A 17762-nucleotide genomic window follows, 5' to 3' on the forward strand; every position below is an offset into this window, starting at 1 on the left:
GCGCCGACGCCGGCACCACCGGCAATGCTGCGTCACGCTCAGTCGGGCAGGTCGGCGATCCGGGTCGAGAGCGCGCGCAGCATGGCAAGTTCGTCGGCACTCACATGTGCCAGAAAGCGAGATCGCACCGACACGACGTGGTGCGGCGCTGCCCGTTCGAGGACGGCGAAGCCGTCATCGGTCAGGTGCAGCAGACAACCACGGGCGTCCTGCGGATCCGGTTCCTTGTCGATGAGTCCCCGTGCCTGCATCCGCGCGGCGTGGTGGGACAGGCGGCTGCGCGACCACTCCATCTTGGCAGCCAGCTCCCGGAGTTCCCAGCGGCGGTCGGGTTTCTCCGACAGCGTGCTCAGCACCTCGTAGTCCGCGGCGGACAGTCCCGAGTCGCGGGCCAGGTCGCGGCCGATCCGGGCGGGCAATGCGATGAGCAGCCGCCGGAAGGCTCGCCACGCCTGCTCCTCGTCCGCGCTCAGCCAGGCGGTGTCCATGTGGTCACCCTACCCGTCGTTGACGTGTCACTGAAATCGACCTAAGGTCGTTGACATGTCATCGAATGACTCCAGCCCGCTCCGGGTCCTCGTCATCACCGCCAGCACCCGCCCCGGCCGGCTCGGGCCCGCGATCACCGACTGGTTCGTGCGGACCGTCCGGTCGGACGTCGCGTCCTACCCGGTCACGGTGGACGTCGCCGACCTGGCCGACATCGCGCTGCCGTTGCTCGACGAACCGGAGCATCCCGCCAGCGGCAGCTACCGGCACGAGCACACCCGCCGGTGGAGCCGCACCGTCGCCGCGGCCGACGCCTTCGTGGTGGTGACGCCCGAATACAACTTCGGCATGCCGGCGGTGCTGAAGAACGCCTTCGACTTCCTCTATCACGAGTGGGCGTGGAAGCCGGTGGCCTTCGTCAGCTACGGCAACACCTCCGCCGGCACCCGGTCGGTGCAGATGGCGAAGCAGGTCGTCACGACGCTGCGGATGATGCCCATCGGCGCGACCGTCGCCCTGCGCCTCGCGGACAGCGTCCACGCCGGTCAGGTGGCCGGATCCGCAGCGCTCGACGGCGCCGCCCGCGCACTGCTGATCGAGCTGAGCCGGGTGGCCCGCGCGCTGCGTCCCCTGCGCGGTGGAAACGACCCGACGGACGTCGACGGGCCGGTCGCCGGTCTCACGCTTCGCGAGGCCCGCCCCGGCGACCTGGCGGAACTGCTCGTCCTGCAACGGTGCTGCTGGGTCCAGGAAGCCATCGCCAACGACACCCTCGACCTGGCACCGCTCCGGGAAGACCTCGCCGACCTACGGGCGTCGATGGCGACGTGGCGGTGGTGGTGCGTGCGCCACGACGGTCGCCTCGTCGCGGCGGTGCGCGCCCGGGCGCACCAGGGCGCCTGGCTGATCGGTCGCCTGATGGTGGCACCCGACCAGGCGGGCAACGGCATCGGCTCCTGGCTGCTGTCGTACGCCGAAGGACAGGCTCCCGGGGAGACCACCCATTGCACCCTCTTCACCGGCCACCGCAGCACCCGCAACATCGGCCTGTACGAGCGCGCCGGCTACACCCGCACCGCGACCGAGGACACCCCACCGGACAGTGTGCGCCTGTCCAAGCCACGCCCCGGTCAGCCGACCGGCACTGTCCACCACGACGCAGGTGTGGTGTGATCCCCAGGCATGAGGGTTCGGGTGGTCGGTGCCGGCGTCGTAGGTCTGACCAGCGCACTGCGCCTGGCCCGCGACGGCCATCACGTCGACCTCGTCGCCGCCCGGATGGGCGAGGAGACGACATCGGCGATCGCGGCTGCGCTCTGGTATCCCTACCGCGCGTACCCGGCGGCGGACGTGACCCGCTGGTCGGCGTCCAGCTACACGACCCTGCGCGGCCTGGCCGCCGATCCGCGCACCGGGGTGCGGATGCGGCTGGGGCGGGAGCTGTTCCGCCGGCCCGCACCCGAGCCGTGGTGGCGGGACGCGGTGCCGGAGCTGACCCGGGTCACCGCGGAGAGACTACCGACGGGCTACGCCGACGGTTTCCAGCTGACCGTCCCGGTGGCGGACATGGCGGTGCACCTGCCCTGGCTGCTCGGCGAGGTGACCGCCGCCGGGGTCGCGGTCCGCTCCGGGCGGTTCGAGAAGCTGGCCGACGCCCTCGTCGGCGTGGACGTCGTGGTCAACTGCACCGGCCTCGGCTCCCGGGAGCTCGTCGGCGACGCCCACCTCACCCCGGTGCGGGGACAGGTGGTCGTCGTCGCCCAGTTCGGCCTGCGCGAGTGGGTGATCGACCAGTCCGATCCCGAACAGCTGCGATACGTCGTACCCCGCGATGACACCGTGCTGCTCGGTGGCACCGCCGACGACGGCGACGAGGACCTGACCGTTCGGGCGGACACGGCCGGCGGCATCCTCGATCGCTGCGCCGACCTCGTGCCCGCGCTGCGCGACGCGCGGGTCCTCGGTCACCGGGTCGGGCTACGGCCCGGTCGGCCGAGTGTGCGGCTGGAGGCCGAGGTCACCGACCGCGGTCCGGTGGTGCACTGCTACGGCCACGGCGGGGCCGGCGTGACGCTCGCCTACGGCTGCGCCGAGGACGTGGCCCACCTGGTGTCCGGGCTGCGCTGACCCGCCGCCCCCCGGTCGTCAGCGAGATCATCGGGTCGGTGTCGCCGGTGGCAGCGTCACCGTGACGGTGAGGCCGCCGTCGGGACGTGGCGCTGCCTCGGCTGCGCCACCGTGCGCCCGGGCCACCGCCCGCACGATCGACAACCCGAGCCCGAAGCCCCTCGTGCCCGCCACCCGCTCCCGGCTGAGACGCCGAAACGGCTGGAACATCGTCTCCACGTCGTAGCTCGGGATCACCGGACCGGTGTTGACCACGACCAGGGTGGGACGGCCGGCCACCTGTCCGGTACGTAGCCGCACCCACCCGTCCGTCGGCACGTTGTGCCGCAGGGCGTTCTCCACCAGGTTGAACACCAGCCGCTCCAGCAGCACCGGATCGCCGACCGTGCGGGCCGGCTCCAGCGAGCGGTGTACCGGAACCTCCGGGTACACCGGGGCCACCTGCTCGACCACGTGGGCGGCGATCTCGGCGAGGTCGACCGTCGCACGCTCGGTCACTTCGCTCTCCGAGTCGGCGAGGGTGAGCAGCCCGTCGATCAGCCGCTCGTGTCGTTCGTTCACCGACAGCAACGCCTCGCCGAGCCGACGAACCTCGGCCGGGGCGTCCGGCCGGCTGACCGCCAGTTCCACGAGCGCCCGGTTCAGCGCGAGCGGTGTCCGCAGCTCGTGGGAGGCGTTCGCCACGAACCGTCGTTGACCGTCGAAGGAACGGTCGAGCCGCTCCAGCATCTGGTCGAACGTGTCGGCCAGCTCCCGCACCTCGTCGCGAGGGCCGGTCAACGCGATCCGTTCGTGCAGACCACGTCCGGCGGAGTCGGCCCCGGCGATCCGGCGGGCCGTCCCGGTGATCTGGTGCAGCGGTTGCAGCGCCCGGCCGGCGACCAACCAACCGATCACCACGGCTGCCGCGGAGACCACCGCCAGCGCGATGCCGCCCTGGGTGAGCAGCGACTCCAGGGCGTTGCGCTTGGCCTCGCTCTGCACGTCCTGGATCAACATGCGGATCTTGTCGAGATCCTCCGCCGACGTGGGCAGCCGGGTCACCACGGCGGTGCGGTCCGGCAGTTCGGCGCGCATCGGCTGCGGCATCCGCTGGTCCACCAGCACGTACGTGACGCCGAGCAGGACGATGCCGGCGAGCAGGAGGAGGCCGCCGTAGACCAGGGTGAGGCGGGCCCGCAGAGTCAGCCGCTTCACCGGACCGTGTACCCCGTGCCGGGTACCGTCTCGATCACCGGCGGATCGCCGAGCTTGCGCCGCAGCTTCATCACGGTGACCCGGACCACGTTTGTGAACGGGTCGATGTGCTCGTCCCACGCCCGCTCCAGCAGCTCCTCGGCGGAGACCACCGCACCGTCGGCGCGCAGCAACTCGGCCAGCACCGCGAACTCCTTGCGCGACAGCGACACGTACCGACCGTCGCGGTACACCTCGCGGCGGCCCGGGTCCACCACGATGCCCGCCCGACGCAGCGTCGGCGGCGCGGCGGGCCGGGTCCGCCGGGTCAGCGCGTGCACCCGGGCAGCCAGTTCCACGAGCGCGAACGGTTTCACCAGGTAGTCGTCGGCGCCGAGGGCGAGACCGGCCACCCGGTCACGCACCGCTGCGGCCGCGGTGAGCATCAGCACCCGGGTGTCACCCCCGGAGTCGACGATCGCCCGACACACGTCGTCGCCGTGCACTACCGGCAGGTCCCGGTCGAGCACCACGACTGAGTACTCGTTGACCCCGAGCCGTTCCAACGCGGCGTCGCCGTCGTACGCGACGTCGACCGCGAAGGCTTCCCGGCGCAGCCACTCCGCGACGGCGTCGGCCAACACGTCCTCATCCTCGACCACCAGCACTCGCACCGGTCCATGGTGCCGCGAGCGTGGATAACGCCGACGTAAACGTGATCGGTTATGCCCGCGATACGCCACGCCGGATGCACTTGTCCGGTGTCCGGCGACCGTCGTCGGACGCGGGAGAGGACACCGACGATGCTACGGAGCACACTCACGCTTCCCGTACTGCTGATCCTGGCGCTCGCCGGGTGTGCGGGCCAGGACGGCGACCGGACCGGGGTGGCCACCGCCGGTGGCGCCGCCGCGCCCACCGCCTCCGCCACCGGTGACGGTGCGGGTGGCAGCGACGCCGAACGCCGACTGGACTTCGCCCGCTGCATGCGGGAGAACGGAGTGGAGATGCCCGACCCGGAGGCCGGCAACGGACCGATGTTCCGGTTCGACGGCAGTGTCGACCCGGAACAGGTCGAGGCCGGCATGGAGAAGTGCCGCCAGCTGTTGCCCAACGGCGGGCAGGCGGCGCGGCTCGACCCCGAGCAGCTCGACCAGATGCGGGTCATGGCCCGGTGCATGCGGCAGAACGGGGTGCCGGAGTTCCCCGACCCGGCGGCGGACGGCCGGATCCAGATCCAGCGGGACGCCCTGCGCATCGACCCGGACGACCCGGCGTTCCGCGCCGCTCTGGAGGCGTGCCGTCAGCACGCCCCGCAGTTCGGGGGCGCCCGGTGACCCGTCGAACCCGCCTGCCCGCCGCCGGTGGCGCGGCGCTGATCCTCGTCGCCGGAGCCGGCGTGGCCGCTGCGGTCGGCTTCGGTGGTGGCTCCGGCGACGGGGCCGCCGAGGCGGGCACCGCCGCGCCCGGCAGCGCCGCCGTCACCCGACAGACCCTCGCCGACGCAAAGACCGTCGACGGGGAGCTGGGACACGGGCCCGGTCGGACCGCGACCAGCCGACTGCCCGGCACCCTCACCGCGCTGCCCGACGCCGGCGCCACCGTCGCGCGCGGCAAGGCCCTCTACGCCGTCGACAACGAGCCGGTGATCCTGTTCTACGGGCGGCTGCCCGCCTACCGGACCCTGCAACCCGGCGCCGAGGGCTCCGACGTCAGACAGGTGGAACGGAATCTGGAAGCCCTCGGCTACTCCGGCTTCACCGTCGACGACGAGTACACCTGGGCCACCGCCGAGGCGGTCCGTGCCTGGCAGGACGACCTCGGTGTGCCAGAGACCGGCCGCGTCGAGCTGGGTCGCGTCGCGTTCGCCGACGGTGCCGTCCGGGTGGAGGGTCACCAGCTGGACGTGGGCGCGGCCGTCCAGCCAGGGCAGGCGGTGCTCACCTACACCGGCACCAGCCGGCTGGTCACCACCGAACTCGACGTCGACGACCAGCGCCTCGCCGAACGTGGCACCACGGTGCAGGTCACCCTGCCCGACGGCCGGCGGGTGACGGGAAAGGTCGACACGGTCGAGACGGTGATCCACAACGGATCGGCGGACGCCGGTGGCGACGCCAGCGCCGAGACGAGGATCGAGGTGACAATCGCCGTCGACGACCAGAAGGCGCTCGCCGAGTTCGACCGGGCGTCCGCCGAGATCACCTTCACCGTCAGCGAGCGCGCGGACGTACTGACCGTGCCGGTGGCCGCGCTGTTGGCGCTCGCCGAGGGCGGCTACGGCGTGGAGGTCCTCGACGAGGGCTCCAGCCGGATCGTCGCGGTGACCACCGGACTGTTCGCCGACGGGCGGGTCGAGGTCGCCGGCGACGGGATCGTCGAAGGCACCACCGTCGGGATGCCCCGGTGAGCGGCGACGTGGTCGCGCTCGACCAGGTCGCCAAGCGGTACGCCGGCGACGTTATCGCGCTCGACCAGGTGTCGCTGCGGATCGGGTACGGCGAGTTGGTGGCCATCGTCGGGCCGTCCGGCTCCGGCAAGTCGACGATGCTGAACGTGATCGGCACGCTGGACGAGCCGACCTCGGGCACGGTGGTGATCGACGGTCACGACGTGGCGCGACTGTCCGACCGGCAACTCTCCGCGTTGCGCGCCACCCGGATCGGTTTCGTGTTCCAGCAGTTCCACCTGGCCCCGGGCGTACCGGTGGTGGACAACGTGGCGGACGGACTGCTCTACGCCGGCGTACCCCGGCGGGAGCGGCGGCGGCGTGCGGAGGCCGCGCTGGATCGGGTCGGCCTCGGGCACCGCCTCGGGCACCGGCCGCACGAACTATCCGGCGGCGAACGGCAACGGGTCGCGGTGGCCCGTGCGGTCGTCGGCGAGCCCGCCGTGCTGCTCGCCGACGAGCCCACCGGCAACCTCGACACCGGCTCCGGGACGGCCGTGCTCGACCTGCTGCACGAGTTGCACCGGGCCGGCACCACGGTTGTCGTCATCACCCACGACCGGGAGATCGCCGCCGCGCTGCCCCGGCAGGTGCGGATGCGCGACGGGCGGATCCGGGCGGACTCCCGCCTCGCGCCGAGCGGGGTGAGCTGACATGGTGACGTCGCAGAACCGGCCGGGCGAACAGCTGACTCCGGCCCGGATGCCGGCCGCCGACGTGGTGCGGGTCGGTGGCGTCGGGCTCCGGACCCGTCCGCTGCGGGCATTTCTCTCCGCGTTGGGCATCGCCATCGGCATCGCCGCGATGATCGCCGTCGTCGGTATCTCCTCGTCGTCGCGGGCCGAGCTGGATCGGACCCTGGCCACGCTCGGCACCAACCTGCTCACCGTCTCACCGGGCCGAACCCTCTTCGGTACCGACGCCCAACTGCCCGACGACTCGGTGGCGATGATCGGCCGGATCGGTCCGGTGACCCAGGTGGCGGCCACCGGGCAGGTCGTCGACGCGAAGGTCTACCGCACCGACCACATCCCGCCGGCGGAGACCGGCGGAGTGGCCGTGCGGGCGACGCAGCTCGGGCTCCTGGACACCGTCGGCGGCGAGGTGGCCAGCGGTACCTGGCTGAACGAGGCCACTGCCCGGTATCCCGCGGTGGTGCTCGGCGCGACCACCGCCGAGCGGCTCGGGCTGGGTGCCGCCGGTGCGGACGTGCAGGTCTGGCTCGGTGGTCGTTGGTTCACCGTGGTGGGCATCCTCGCTCCGGCGCCGCTGGCACCGGAGCTCGACAGTTCGGCTCTGGTGGGCTGGCCGGTCGCCGCGAGCCACCTGGGCTTCGACGGTCACCCGACCACCGTCTACACCAGGACCGACGCCGACCAGGTCGAGGCGGTCCGCGCGGTGCTCGGGGCGACCGCCAACCCGGAGGCGCCGAACGAGGTCGACGTCTCCCGTCCTTCGGACGCGTTGGCCGCCGCCCAGGCCACCGACGAGACGTTCACCGCGCTGCTGCTGGGGCTGGGCGCGGTGGCCCTGCTCGTCGGTGGCGTCGGGGTGGCCAACACGATGGTCATTTCGGTGCTGGAGCGGCGGGCGGAGATCGGACTGCGTCGGTCACTCGGTGCCACCCGGGGACAGGTCCGCAGCCAGTTCCTCGCCGAGTCACTGCTGTTGTCGGCCCTGGGCGGAGCTGGCGGCGTGCTGCTGGGCATCCTGGTGACCTCCGGGTACGCGCTGTCGCAGGGTTGGCCGACCGTGGTCCCCGCCTGGGCGACGACCGGGGGTGTGCTGGCGACGCTGCTGATCGGTGGCCTGGCCGGCCTGTACCCGGCGATCCGCGCCTCCCGCCTCTCCCCCACCGAGGCTTTGGCGACGACGTGAGGCGCCGGCCCGCCCGCGGTGCCGCCGGCAGCGGCACCGCGGCGGGCCGACGGACCGTCACAGGCTGATGCCCGGCACCTGGCGCAACCGGACGTCGTCGGTGCCGGGCGGACACGCCGGTTCACTCGATGTCGACCTCGATCTGGGGCGCGTTCAGCAGCGTGTTGTGCACCGTGCAGTGGCTCGCCACGGCACGCAACGCGGGCCACTTCTCCGGTGGCAGGTCGGTCGGCGGTCGTACCGTGATCTGGATGGTGGCGACCCGGGCCGGGCGGTCGGTGGCCATCTCGAACGACGCCGTCACCGCCAGACCGGCCCGATCGTGCCCGTGCCGCCTCAGGTAGCGCCCGGCGTAGAACGCGACGCAGGCGGCGAGCGAGGCGGCGAAGAGCTCCGTGGGGCTCGGCGCGGTGTCGGCACCACCCGCGTCGACCGGTTGGTCGGCGAGCAGCCGATGTTCGCGTACCCGGATCTCGTACGCTTCTCCGGCTCGAAACCGCACGTCGATCGGGTCCAGGCCGACTCTGGTGTTCGTGGGTGTCACGGTCCCTCCTCGGGTACGTCCTCCCTCTCATCCCATCCCGGAGGAGGCTTGCGCGGCAGGGCCGTTGGGCCTGCCGCACCCGGGTGGTCGCCACCGATCCGGCCGGACCGACGGTGCAGCCGGGTCAGGCGTTGCCCCACTGGCCCCGGTGGATGACCGTACTGGCGGCACGGCGACGCGCGGCGACGGCGGGATTCTGCGGTGGCAGGTCGTCGGCGCGGTATCCGATGCAGATGCCGCCGATCGGTGCGTACTCGTCGGGGATGCCGAACTCGGCCTTGAAGGCGGCCGTGTGCGCGGGAACGTCGACCTCGGGCGTGAAGTACTCACCGGTGACCGGCATGATGCCGAAGAAGCAGGCGTCCAGTCCCTCGTCGACGGCCGTGAGCAGCATCATCAGCGCCGCCATGCCGGTGTCGATGTACCAGTACGGTGCCGGCCAGCGGGCTTCCGACCGGTCGGCCCAGCCCTTGTCGGTCTCGGCGTACCGGGCTAGGTAGGCCGCCTTGTGCGCGAGTGGTACGACCACCAGGGGCGCGTTCTGCATCGTGGGGGTCTGCGCGACGCGGGTCGGCACGAAGGGCCAGAATCTGGCCCGGTCGGCCGGGTCGGTGAGGGCGAGGAAGGCCCAGCCCTGCGAGAAGCCGGCTGACGGCGCCCGCAACGCGCTGGCCAGGATCGTCTCGATGACCTCGGGGCTGAGCGGCCGATCGGCGTAGTGCCGCACCATCCGACGGCGGCGGATAACCTCTGCGAACTGCATGCGGGCGATCCTGCCACCCGGTCCGGGGCACCGTCGCCACTGGTGGTCGAGGTTCGGCCGCCCGTACGATCGGATGGTGCGGGAGCTGCTGCGATCGTGGTGGCACGAGCCGCGGCCGACGGGTCCGGCGCGCGGTTGGCGGGACTGGTCACTGGTCGCCGTGTTCGTGGCGACGGCCCTGCTGGAGGGGCTCGTACGCGCGGACCTGCCGGCACCGACGGTCGTGCCGGTCCTGATCGGCGTCGGTCTCGCCCCGGTGCTGCTCTGGCGACGGACCAGGCCGTTGCTCATGGCGGCGGTCGCCTTCCCGGTCTGCGCCGCCGGCGAGGCCGTGGTGGGCGGCGACCTCGGTCTGCACACGCTGGCCTTCCTGCTGATCCTGGTGTTCTCGTTGTCGCGGTGGGGCTCGGGACGCGAGGCGGTACTCGGAGCGGCCGTCGTCGCCGCGAAGATCACGACATCCGTGGCCGCCGGTCACCTCGGTCCGGGCGACGCGCTGGCCGGTGCCGGGGTGGTCTCGGCCGCGCTCGCGCTCGGGGCCGCGCTGCGTTACCGCGCCCGCGCCCGGCAACGCGAGTTCGAGCAGGTGCAGCTGCTGGAACGGGAGCGGCTGGCCCGCGACCTGCACGACACCGTCGCCCATCACGTGTCCGCGATGGCCATCCGGGCCCAGGCCGGGCTGGCGGTGCTCGACACGCAACCGGCCGCTGCCGCCGACGCGCTACGGATCATCGAGGCGGAGGCGACCCGGGCGCTCGTCGAGATGCGCGCGATGGTGCGGGTGTTGCGCCGCGACGAGCCGGCCGACCGCGCACCGGCCCCCCGCATCACCGATCTGGAACGGCTGGCCAGCCGCTCCGCGCCAGGCCCGGCGGTCGAGGTGGAGTTCTCCGGCGACCTCGACGGGTTGCCGACGCCGGTGGCCACCGCGATCTACCGACTGGCCCAGGAATCGGTCACCAACGCCCGCCGACATGCCCGGCACGCGACGCGCATCGTCGTCCGGGTCGCCCGCGACGCCGAGGTGGTTCGGCTGCGGGTGAGCGACGACGGAGAGGTGCCGAGTCCGCGCCGGTTCGGATCCACCGGATTCGGGCTGATCGGCATGCGCGAGCGGGCCCATCTGCTCGGCGGCTCGGTCGACGCCGGACCGAACATCGACCGAGGCTGGACGGTCACCGCGACGCTGCCGTGCACGGTGACGGCATGAGGCACCGCGTGCCGCGGCGCTCGGGCTGACCGTCGGGGTCCCGGTATCCGGCTGGTCAGGCCAGCTCGGCCGGGGCCCGGTCCGTCACCTCGTCGCAGTGGACGGTCGGGTCCGGAATCTCCCACTCGACGGATGGTGCCTCCGGGCTGGCGCCGACGGCACCGCGCACTCCGGCGATCAGGTCGGCGGTGGTGTGCGCCCGGATGCCGAGCGACGCGCTGTCGGTGAACCGCCCGACGACCGCTCGGACGTGCTGCTCGGCGGGGTGCGCGAGACCGTCGTACACGGCCGCGAACAGATCCCGGGCCGGCTGCCTGAGCCAGCCCGCCGGCAGCAGTTCCACCGGTAGCTGTGGGTCGAGGGTGGGAAAGCGGCGAAAGGTGTCCATCACCTCGGTGCGTGCTCGCACCGCCGCGGCGCCGTCCACCTGCCCGAAGCTGACCAGCGGCAACAACGATGTCCAGCGGTCCAGAAACGCCGCGTAGTGCCGGTTGATGGCGTCGATGTCCCAGGCCGCGATGGGGGCCCGGTCACTTACCGAATCCAGGGCGTCCTGGCGGCCGCGGAAGACCGTGACGGTGCCGAGGGTCAACTGTTCGAGCTGCGTCCGCGCCCGTGGCGTCAGCTCGTACGGCGAGATCCACAGGCCGTCGTACAGCGGCGCGTATCCGAGCCAGCGGAGCTGGCTGCGCAGCGCCCGGCGTTGGGCGCTGCGATCCTGTGGCAGCGAGAAGGCGACGATCGTCCAGCACCCGTCCCACTGTGCGGCGGCGGTGGTGGAGGTGAGGATCCAGTTGCCGCCGCTGGAGAGGTTGGCGGCGGCGGCGCGGCTGAGTCGGTACGAGCTACGCCGTCCGTGCCGGCTGCCTTCGAGCACACCACGGCGGGCCAGCCGGCTGATCGCGGTACGGGCGCCGGCGGTGGTCACCCCGGACTCGGTGAGCAACGCGACGATGGCGGCGGAGGGCAGCGCGGCGCGGGTCCGCAGGGTGTAGTCCGCCAGCAGCGTCATGGCGAAACCCTGGGGTGAGTTGCCCACCTGTCGCCGGGGCATCCGCAGCGCGTTGCTCCCGTCGTCGGAATAGATTTCCTCGATGTGGAACGGGCTGTTCACGGGCGCTCCGGCGTCGACTCGGGGACGGGGTATCGACTGTAGATGGACGCCGATGCGCCGGACCGTCGGCCGGGCCGGAAACCAGGGCACAGATGATCGAGGCGCGTCGATTGACACTTCCTGGGCCCAGGAGAACAATATCTGCTACACGACGCCACTCGGAGCCGGGCAGAGCAAGCCAGACGTGGTGGAAAAGCCGTGATCACCGCGGGGACTTGGGCGCACCCGCGAACACTCGCGGCGGGCATACGTCACCGCCGCCGTCGCACCGACCGATCCCAGCCTGCACTCAGGTGTTCGAAGGAGTCGTCCGTGAAAATCAGAAGGAAACTACTGCTCGGCGTGGCCATGTCCCTGGTCGCGACCGGCCTGGTGGTGCCCACGTTCAGCCCCGCGTACGCGGCCTCGCTGACCGAGGTGACCAGCTTCGGAGACAACCCCGGCCGGATGCGCATGCACATCTACGTGCCGGACAACCGCCCGGCGCGGCCGGCGACGGTGGTGGCCATGCACGGCTGCGGCGGGTCCGGCCCCGGCTTCTACTCCGGAAGTGAGTTCGCCAGCCAGGCCGACCGGTACGGCTTCATCGTGATCTACCCGTCCGCGACCCAGCAGGCCGGCTTCGGCAACTGCTTCGACGTCTGGTCGGACGCCGCCAAGCGCCGCGGCGGCGGCAGCGACCCGGTCTCCATCATGTCGATGGTCCGGTACGCGCAACAGCAGCACAACGCCGACCCCGACCGGGTCTACGCGACGGGCAGTTCCTCCGGCGGCATGATGACCAACCACATGCTGGCCCTCTATCCCGACGTGTTCAAGGCCGGCGCCGCGTTCATGGGGGTGCCGTTCAACTGCTTCGCCAACGCGGCGGACTACCCGCCCGGCAGCAGCCAGTGCACCGGCGGCAACATGAACCGGACCCCGCAGCAGTGGGGTGACGCGGTGCGCCAGGCGTACCCCGGCTACTCCGGTCCGCGTCCGAGGGTGCAGCTGTGGCACGGCACCAACGACACGCTGGTGCCGTTCTCACTGCTGCAGGAGGCCGTCGAGCAGTGGACGAACGTGTTCGGCCTGAGCCAGACACCCACCTCCACCGACACGCCGCAGGCCAACTGGAACCGCCGCAGGTTCGCCGACAGCGGCGGCACCGTCCAGGTCGAGGCGTACAGCATCCAGGGCGCGGGGCACAGCCTGCCCTCCGGCGGCATGGCCGCATCCGCCGTCCAGTTCTTCGGCCTGACCAACCCGAACCCGACCACCCCGCCGCCCAACCCGACGACGCCGCCGCCGAACCCGACCACTCCGCCGCCGAGCCCGACCACCCCGCCGCCGGGTTCCGGCGCCTGCCGGGTGGCCGTCGCCGTCAACGCGTGGAACAACGGGCTCACCGAGAACATCACCATCACCAACACCGGCACCAGCGCGATCAACGGCTGGTCACTGGAGTTCACCCTGCCCGGTGGGCAGAACATCACCAACGGCTGGAACGCCACCTACTCCCCCAGCTCGGGGCAGGTGACCGCGAGGAACGTCTCGTACAACGCCAGCATCACGCCAAACGGATCGCTGACGATCGGCTTCCAGGCCACCCACACCGGTAACGCCGCCAGGCCCAGCTCGTTCACCCTCAACGGGGCGTCCTGCACGGTCGCCTGACATCGTCGGTGACTCCGGGGACGGTACGTTCGCGTACCGTCCCCGGAGCACCCACGGCGGCCCGGCGCGCCTACGGCTGCGTCGGGGCCCCCTGGGCGAGCAGCCCGTCGACGAGGGCACGGAGGCCGTCGACATAGGTGTCGCGGGGGGCCAGCACCGCCCAGCGGTCACCCAGCGCGGCGAGGTGCGGCAGCTTCTCGGCGTCGATGTTGCCGAAGAACGCGCCTCGGTGGGTGACGGCCTCGCTCTGACCCCGGCGCGCGGTGTGTGACCGGACGAGAATCTCCCCGACGGTGTAGTACCAGATGCTGCGGAAGACGTAGACGGCGTGCTCGGGAGCGCAGCCGTGGTCGACGGCGCCGGCCACGACCGCCTCGACCAGCCCCAGCGGCGAGTCGCCGAGCCGGGCGATGAATCCGTCGGTGGTGAGGACCTCGGCGGCCCACGGCCACGCCGCCAGCGCATCGTGGATCGTGGCCGCCGCGACGACGATGCGCTGGCGGGGCTCGTCGGGCAGCCGAGGGCGGGCGACCTGTTCCCCGTACTCGTTGATCAGGAGAAGTAACAGGTCCTCTTTGTCCTGGACATGGTGATAAAGGGTGGTCGCTCCGACGCCGATCTCGGCGGCCAGTTTGCGGATGGTGAGTCGCTCCCACCCGTTGCGGTCGATGAGGCCACGCGCGGCGGCCAGGATCTGGGCACGAGAGGTCGTCGGCGGTCTGCCAGCTCTGGGGCGCGGCGCATCGAGGTGTGGCACCGTCCCATCATGCCCCTCCGTCGTCCGGGTTCCTCGGCGGTGACGGCACCGCGTCACGCACGCCCGACGCGGTGGACAGGCTCCAGAAGTCGGCGTAGCGGCCGGCGCGACGCAGCAGCTCGTCGTGGCTGCCCTCCTCGACGACCCGGCCGTCGTCGAGGAAGACGACGCGGTCCGCGCGTCGGACCGTCCGCATCCGGTGCGCGACCATGATCACCGTCCGTCCCGGCAGCAGCCGCTCGATGCCGTCGTGGACGGCCGCCTCGTTGACCGGATCGAGCGCCGAGGTCACCTCGTCGAGCAGCACGATCGGTGCGTCCCTCAGCAGTGCCCGCGCGATCGAGACCCGCTGGCGCTCACCGCCGGACAGCGACGCACCACCTTCGCCGACGTTCGCCCCCCATCCACCGGGCAACCGCTCGACGACCTCGTCCAGCCGCGCGGCGGTCGCCGCCGCCCGCACCTCGTCGTCGCTGGCGTCGGGGCGACCGAGGCGTACGTTCTCCTCGATCGTGCCGTCGAAGAGATAGACGTCCTGGAACACGATGGCGATCTGTGCCATCAGCACGCCCGGGTCGATCTGCCGCACGTCGACACCGCCCACCCGCACCGCTCCCGACTCCACGTCGTAGAACCGGGCGATCAGCTGGAGCAGGGTGCTCTTGCCCGCGCCGGACGGACCGACGACGGCCAACCGCTGCCCCTGCGGCACCGACAGCGACAATCCGTCGAACACCGTGCGATCACCGTGGCGGAAGGTGACCGAGTCGAACTCCAGGTCGAACCGCTGCGGCCGGACCGGCCGGTCCGACTCGGGCAGCGGCTCGGTGCGCAGCACCGTGTCGAGTCGCTCCAGCTCGGCGCGGGCGGTGCGTAGCTTGCCGCCGATGTCCGACAGGGACAGCAGCGGATCCGCGGCTCGGGCCGCGAGCACCAGAACGGCCAGGATCTCCGCGCCCCCGATGTCGCCACCGAGCGCGAAATAGCTCCCCAGGATCAGCACGGCGGTGAAGACGGCCTGCACGGTCAGGGTCAGACCCACCACGCCGGGCAGCACCGAGGTCGTCCGCCGGCGGGAGGCCCGCTCCACGCTGCGCAGCGCGTCGTCGAGCAGAGCGAACCGCTCGCCACCACGGCCACCGGCCCGCAGCACCGGCTGGGCCTGAAGGTACTCGATGACCCGGGCGCTGGCCTCATTGTCGCGCGCGGCGTGGTCGGCGTCGTTGGCCGCCATCAACCGCGCGGTCCACCGCTGGGTGAGCACCACGAGCGGTGTCGCCAGCAGCGCGGCCAGCCCGAGTTGCCAGTTGAACGCGGTGATCACGGCCACGATCGTTAGTGGTGTCACGCAGGCGGAGATGAACGGCCCGAGCAGGTGCGCCGACACGCCCATCGCCGCCAGCAGGCCACGGCTGGCCAGCATGGACACCTCGCCCACCCGGGCGGCGTCGTACCAGCCGATGGGCAGCCGGGCCAGGTGTTCACCGAGGCCGTGGTACATGCCCCGCAGCATCGTCGTCCCGACGCGCATGCCGGACAGGTCGCTGCGGTAGCGCAGCACCGCATATGCCGCGACGGAGACCGCGAACGCGATCAGCCACGGCCAGGCCCCCGACGGGGTGTCCCCGAACAGCGCCCGCAGCACGGGCACCAGCAACGCGTAGAGCAGACCTTCCAGCACTGCGGTCACCGTCATCAGGGCGACGGTCCGGCGCATCGGCGTGGCGTACTCGTCGCCGAGCACCTGCAACAGCAGACTGATCATCGGGAAAGGTCCTCCTGCCGGGTCCGCCAGAACGCGGCGAACTTTCCATCCCGGGCGAGCAGGTCGGTCGGTCTGCCCCGCGCCGCCACCGCCCCGTTCTCCAGCAGCACGACCTGGTCGGCGTCGGCGATGGTCTCCAGACGGTGGGCGATGACCAGGACCGTGCGGCCGCGCAGCGTCGACAGGGTCTGCCGAACCGCCTGATCGGTACGCGGGTCGGCGAAGGCGGTCGCCTCGTCCATCACCAGCACGGGCGTATCGGCGGCCAGGGCACGCGCGATGGCTATGCGTTGCGCCTCACCGCCGGAGAGCTTGACACCCTCACCGAGCACGGTGTCGTAGCCGTCCGGCAACGCGAGGATGCGGTCGTGGATGTGCGCCAGTCGGGCGGCGCGGGTGACCTGCTCGATGGTCGCGTGCGGGACCGCCAGCGCGATGTTGTCCGCGACCGACGCGCGCAGCAGCCGGACGTCCTGGAGGACGAAGGAAACCCGGCGGTAGAGCTCCCTGGCGTCGATGTCGCGCAGGTCGACGCCGCCGAGGCGCACCGAACCGCCCGTCGGGTCGAAGAACCGGGGCAGCAGTTGCCCGAGCGTGGACTTTCCGCTGCCGGACGGCCCGACCACCGCGGTGAGCGTGCCCGGCTCCAGCGTCAGGTCGACTCCGCGCAGCACCTCGGGGCCGCCGTCGTAGCTGAACCGGACGCCGCGTAGCTCCACCCGGTTGTCCTGCGGGCAGGCCGGACGCGCGGGCTGTGGCAGTGCCCCCACTGCGAGGACCTCGCGGATGCGGCTCACCGCCCGGCCGGCGGCCTGCATGTCGTCGAAACCGTGGCCGAGGGCCGCGACCGGCGCGGTGAGCCCCAGCCCCAGCAGCAGGAAGGGCAGCAGGTCCACCGGCGCCAGGTCGCCGGAGGTGATCCGCATCGTGCCGCCGATCAACACCACCAGCAGCACGAAGGGCGGCGACAGCACCAGTTGCATGCCGGCGGCGACGGCGGAGACGCCGCGTACCCAGCGGGTGAAGATGTCGACGAACTCGTCGGCGGCGGTGCGGAACCTAAGGTGCGCACGTTCGGCGCCGCCGAACGCCTTGACCACGGCGATGCCCTGGACGAACTCGACGACGGAGGTGGCGATCCGGCCCATCGCCGCGTCGAAGTCCCGCTGCTCCCGGGTACGGGCCGCAGTCATCAGCAGCGGCACGTGTGCGATGGCCAGCACCACGGGGATCAGCGTGATCAGAGTGAGTCGCCAGTCGACGGTCAGCAGGTAGACCAGCGACACCAACGGCACGACGAAGGCGGCGACCAACTCGCCGGGAGCATGGGCGATGAACGGATGCACGGCGGCGACGTCGTCACCGACCACCCTCGCCAGTTCGCCGCTGCGGCGGCGGGAGAGCCAGCCGATGGGCGCCTGGCCGAGGCTACGGGCCAGTGCCCGGCGCAGCGAGAGCTGCACCTTGCCGTCGAGGACGTGACCGAGCCCTGACGAGGCACCGGTGAACACCAGCCGGACGAACAGACCGATCGCACCCAGCGTCACGGCGGTCCACACGCGGCCGGTGTCGACCGGGCCGGGTGACAACAGGGCACGCCCCAGCTCGACCACCGCCAACAGCGGCGCCAGCCCGGCGACGGCGCCGATGACCTGCAGGACCACGACGACCGCGAAACTCGGGGCGTGCGGGCCCAGCAGCGCCGCCGTGCTCACCGGCTGCTGCGCGGTCGGGGTTCCGCCCGATGATGGCGTTGGCCGCTCTGCGTACGCAATGGAGTGAGTTCCGCTCATCGCTCCCCGTCCACATTTTCAAACGTGTTCGGGAATTACTG

17 protein-coding genes are annotated in these 17762 nt (G+C 71.9%); 8 read left to right on the plus strand and 9 right to left on the minus strand.

The annotated features are described in order from the left end of the window. Nucleotides 1-38: 38 nt before the first annotated feature. Complete coding sequence (locus KBX00_RS03450; RefSeq protein ID WP_210823157.1) at nt 39-488, minus strand: MarR family winged helix-turn-helix transcriptional regulator; 450 nt, start codon at nt 486-488, stop codon at nt 39-41. 55 nt (nt 489-543) lie between these two features. Between KBX00_RS03450 and KBX00_RS03455 the strand changes: the two genes are divergently transcribed. Together KBX00_RS03455 and KBX00_RS03460 are read left to right on the plus strand one after the other, a co-directional pair. Continuing rightward, on the plus strand, nt 544-1662 hold the full coding sequence (locus KBX00_RS03455; protein WP_210823159.1) for a GNAT family N-acetyltransferase: 1119 nt from the start codon (nt 544-546) through the stop codon (nt 1660-1662). Nucleotides 1663-1671: 9 nt separating this feature from the next. Then, nucleotides 1672-2616 carry an FAD-dependent oxidoreductase gene (locus KBX00_RS03460; RefSeq protein WP_210823160.1) on the plus strand — a complete coding sequence of 315 codons (945 nt, stop codon included), beginning with the start codon at nt 1672-1674 and terminating at the stop codon, nt 2614-2616. A gap of 27 nt (nt 2617-2643) precedes the next feature. Here KBX00_RS03460 and KBX00_RS03465 read toward each other — a convergent pair whose 3' ends face one another. Together KBX00_RS03465 and KBX00_RS03470 are read right to left on the minus strand one after the other, a co-directional pair. Next, nucleotides 2644-3813: a HAMP domain-containing sensor histidine kinase gene (locus tag KBX00_RS03465; protein WP_210823161.1), complete on the minus strand. Its 1170-nt coding sequence runs from the start codon at nt 3811-3813 to the stop codon at nt 2644-2646. After that, nucleotides 3810-4466, minus strand: a complete 657-nt coding sequence (locus tag KBX00_RS03470; protein WP_210823162.1) for a response regulator transcription factor — start codon at nt 4464-4466, stop codon at nt 3810-3812. Before KBX00_RS03470 ends, KBX00_RS03465 begins: the two co-directional genes overlap by 4 nt. 129 nt (nt 4467-4595) lie before the next feature. On the opposite strand from KBX00_RS03470, the gene KBX00_RS03475 reads away from it, so the two are divergent. Genes KBX00_RS03475 through KBX00_RS03490 form a run of 4 tightly spaced genes read left to right on the plus strand, consistent with a single transcriptional unit; the run spans nt 4596 to nt 8119 of the window. After that, a complete protein-coding gene (locus KBX00_RS03475; protein ID WP_210823163.1) occupies nt 4596-5129 on the plus strand; it encodes a hypothetical protein in 534 nt (177 codons plus the stop codon). Then, nucleotides 5126-6202, plus strand: coding sequence for a peptidoglycan-binding protein (locus KBX00_RS03480; RefSeq protein WP_307868008.1), 1077 nt, complete (start codon nt 5126-5128; stop codon nt 6200-6202). Before KBX00_RS03475 ends, KBX00_RS03480 begins: the two co-directional genes overlap by 4 nt. After that, on the plus strand, nt 6199-6894 hold the full coding sequence (locus KBX00_RS03485; protein ID WP_374225243.1) for an ABC transporter ATP-binding protein: 696 nt from the start codon (nt 6199-6201) through the stop codon (nt 6892-6894). Before KBX00_RS03480 ends, KBX00_RS03485 begins: the two co-directional genes overlap by 4 nt. Before the next feature lies 1 nt (nt 6895). Beyond that, nucleotides 6896-8119: an ABC transporter permease gene (locus KBX00_RS03490; protein ID WP_210823164.1), complete on the plus strand. Its 1224-nt coding sequence runs from the start codon at nt 6896-6898 to the stop codon at nt 8117-8119. A gap of 121 nt (nt 8120-8240) precedes the next feature. Here the strand turns inward: KBX00_RS03490 and KBX00_RS03495 are convergent, their stop codons facing one another. Continuing rightward, on the minus strand, nt 8241-8663 hold the full coding sequence (locus tag KBX00_RS03495) for an OsmC family protein (protein ID WP_307868009.1): 423 nt from the start codon (nt 8661-8663) through the stop codon (nt 8241-8243). Nucleotides 8664-8787: 124 nt separating this feature from the next. Then, nucleotides 8788-9426, minus strand: a complete 639-nt coding sequence (locus KBX00_RS03500; RefSeq protein ID WP_210823165.1) for a nitroreductase family protein — start codon at nt 9424-9426, stop codon at nt 8788-8790. Nucleotides 9427-9502: 76 nt separating this feature from the next. Here KBX00_RS03500 and KBX00_RS03505 point away from each other — a divergent pair, with 76 nt between their 5' ends. Then, the gene (locus tag KBX00_RS03505; RefSeq protein ID WP_307868010.1) at nt 9503-10636 is read left to right on the plus strand and encodes a histidine kinase; all 1134 of its coding nucleotides are present in this window, start codon (nt 9503-9505) and stop codon (nt 10634-10636) included. 55 nt (nt 10637-10691) lie between these two features. Here KBX00_RS03505 and KBX00_RS03510 read toward each other — a convergent pair whose 3' ends face one another. Beyond that, entirely contained in the window at nt 10692-11750 is a 1059-nt protein-coding gene (locus tag KBX00_RS03510; RefSeq protein WP_210823169.1) for a PaaX family transcriptional regulator C-terminal domain-containing protein, read from the minus strand. 312 nt (nt 11751-12062) lie between these two features. Between KBX00_RS03510 and KBX00_RS03515 the strand changes: the two genes are divergently transcribed. After that, nucleotides 12063-13406, plus strand: coding sequence for a PHB depolymerase family esterase (locus KBX00_RS03515; RefSeq protein ID WP_210823171.1), 1344 nt, complete (start codon nt 12063-12065; stop codon nt 13404-13406). A gap of 70 nt (nt 13407-13476) precedes the next feature. Here KBX00_RS03515 and KBX00_RS03520 read toward each other — a convergent pair whose 3' ends face one another. The 3 genes from KBX00_RS03520 to KBX00_RS03530 are packed head-to-tail and all read right to left on the minus strand — an operon-like array spanning nt 13477 to nt 17643. Continuing rightward, a complete protein-coding gene (locus KBX00_RS03520) occupies nt 13477-14163 on the minus strand; it encodes a TetR/AcrR family transcriptional regulator (RefSeq protein WP_210823173.1) in 687 nt (228 codons plus the stop codon). A gap of 7 nt (nt 14164-14170) precedes the next feature. Then, a complete protein-coding gene (locus KBX00_RS03525; protein WP_210823175.1) occupies nt 14171-15928 on the minus strand; it encodes an ABC transporter ATP-binding protein in 1758 nt (585 codons plus the stop codon). Continuing rightward, nucleotides 15925-17643, minus strand: a complete 1719-nt coding sequence (locus tag KBX00_RS03530; protein WP_210823177.1) for an ABC transporter ATP-binding protein — start codon at nt 17641-17643, stop codon at nt 15925-15927. Before KBX00_RS03530 ends, KBX00_RS03525 begins: the two co-directional genes overlap by 4 nt. Nucleotides 17644-17762 lie beyond the last annotated feature (119 nt).

Source organism: Micromonospora sp. C95 (genome assembly GCF_018070465.1).
Taxonomy (GTDB): Bacteria; Actinomycetota; Actinomycetes; order Mycobacteriales; family Micromonosporaceae; genus Micromonospora.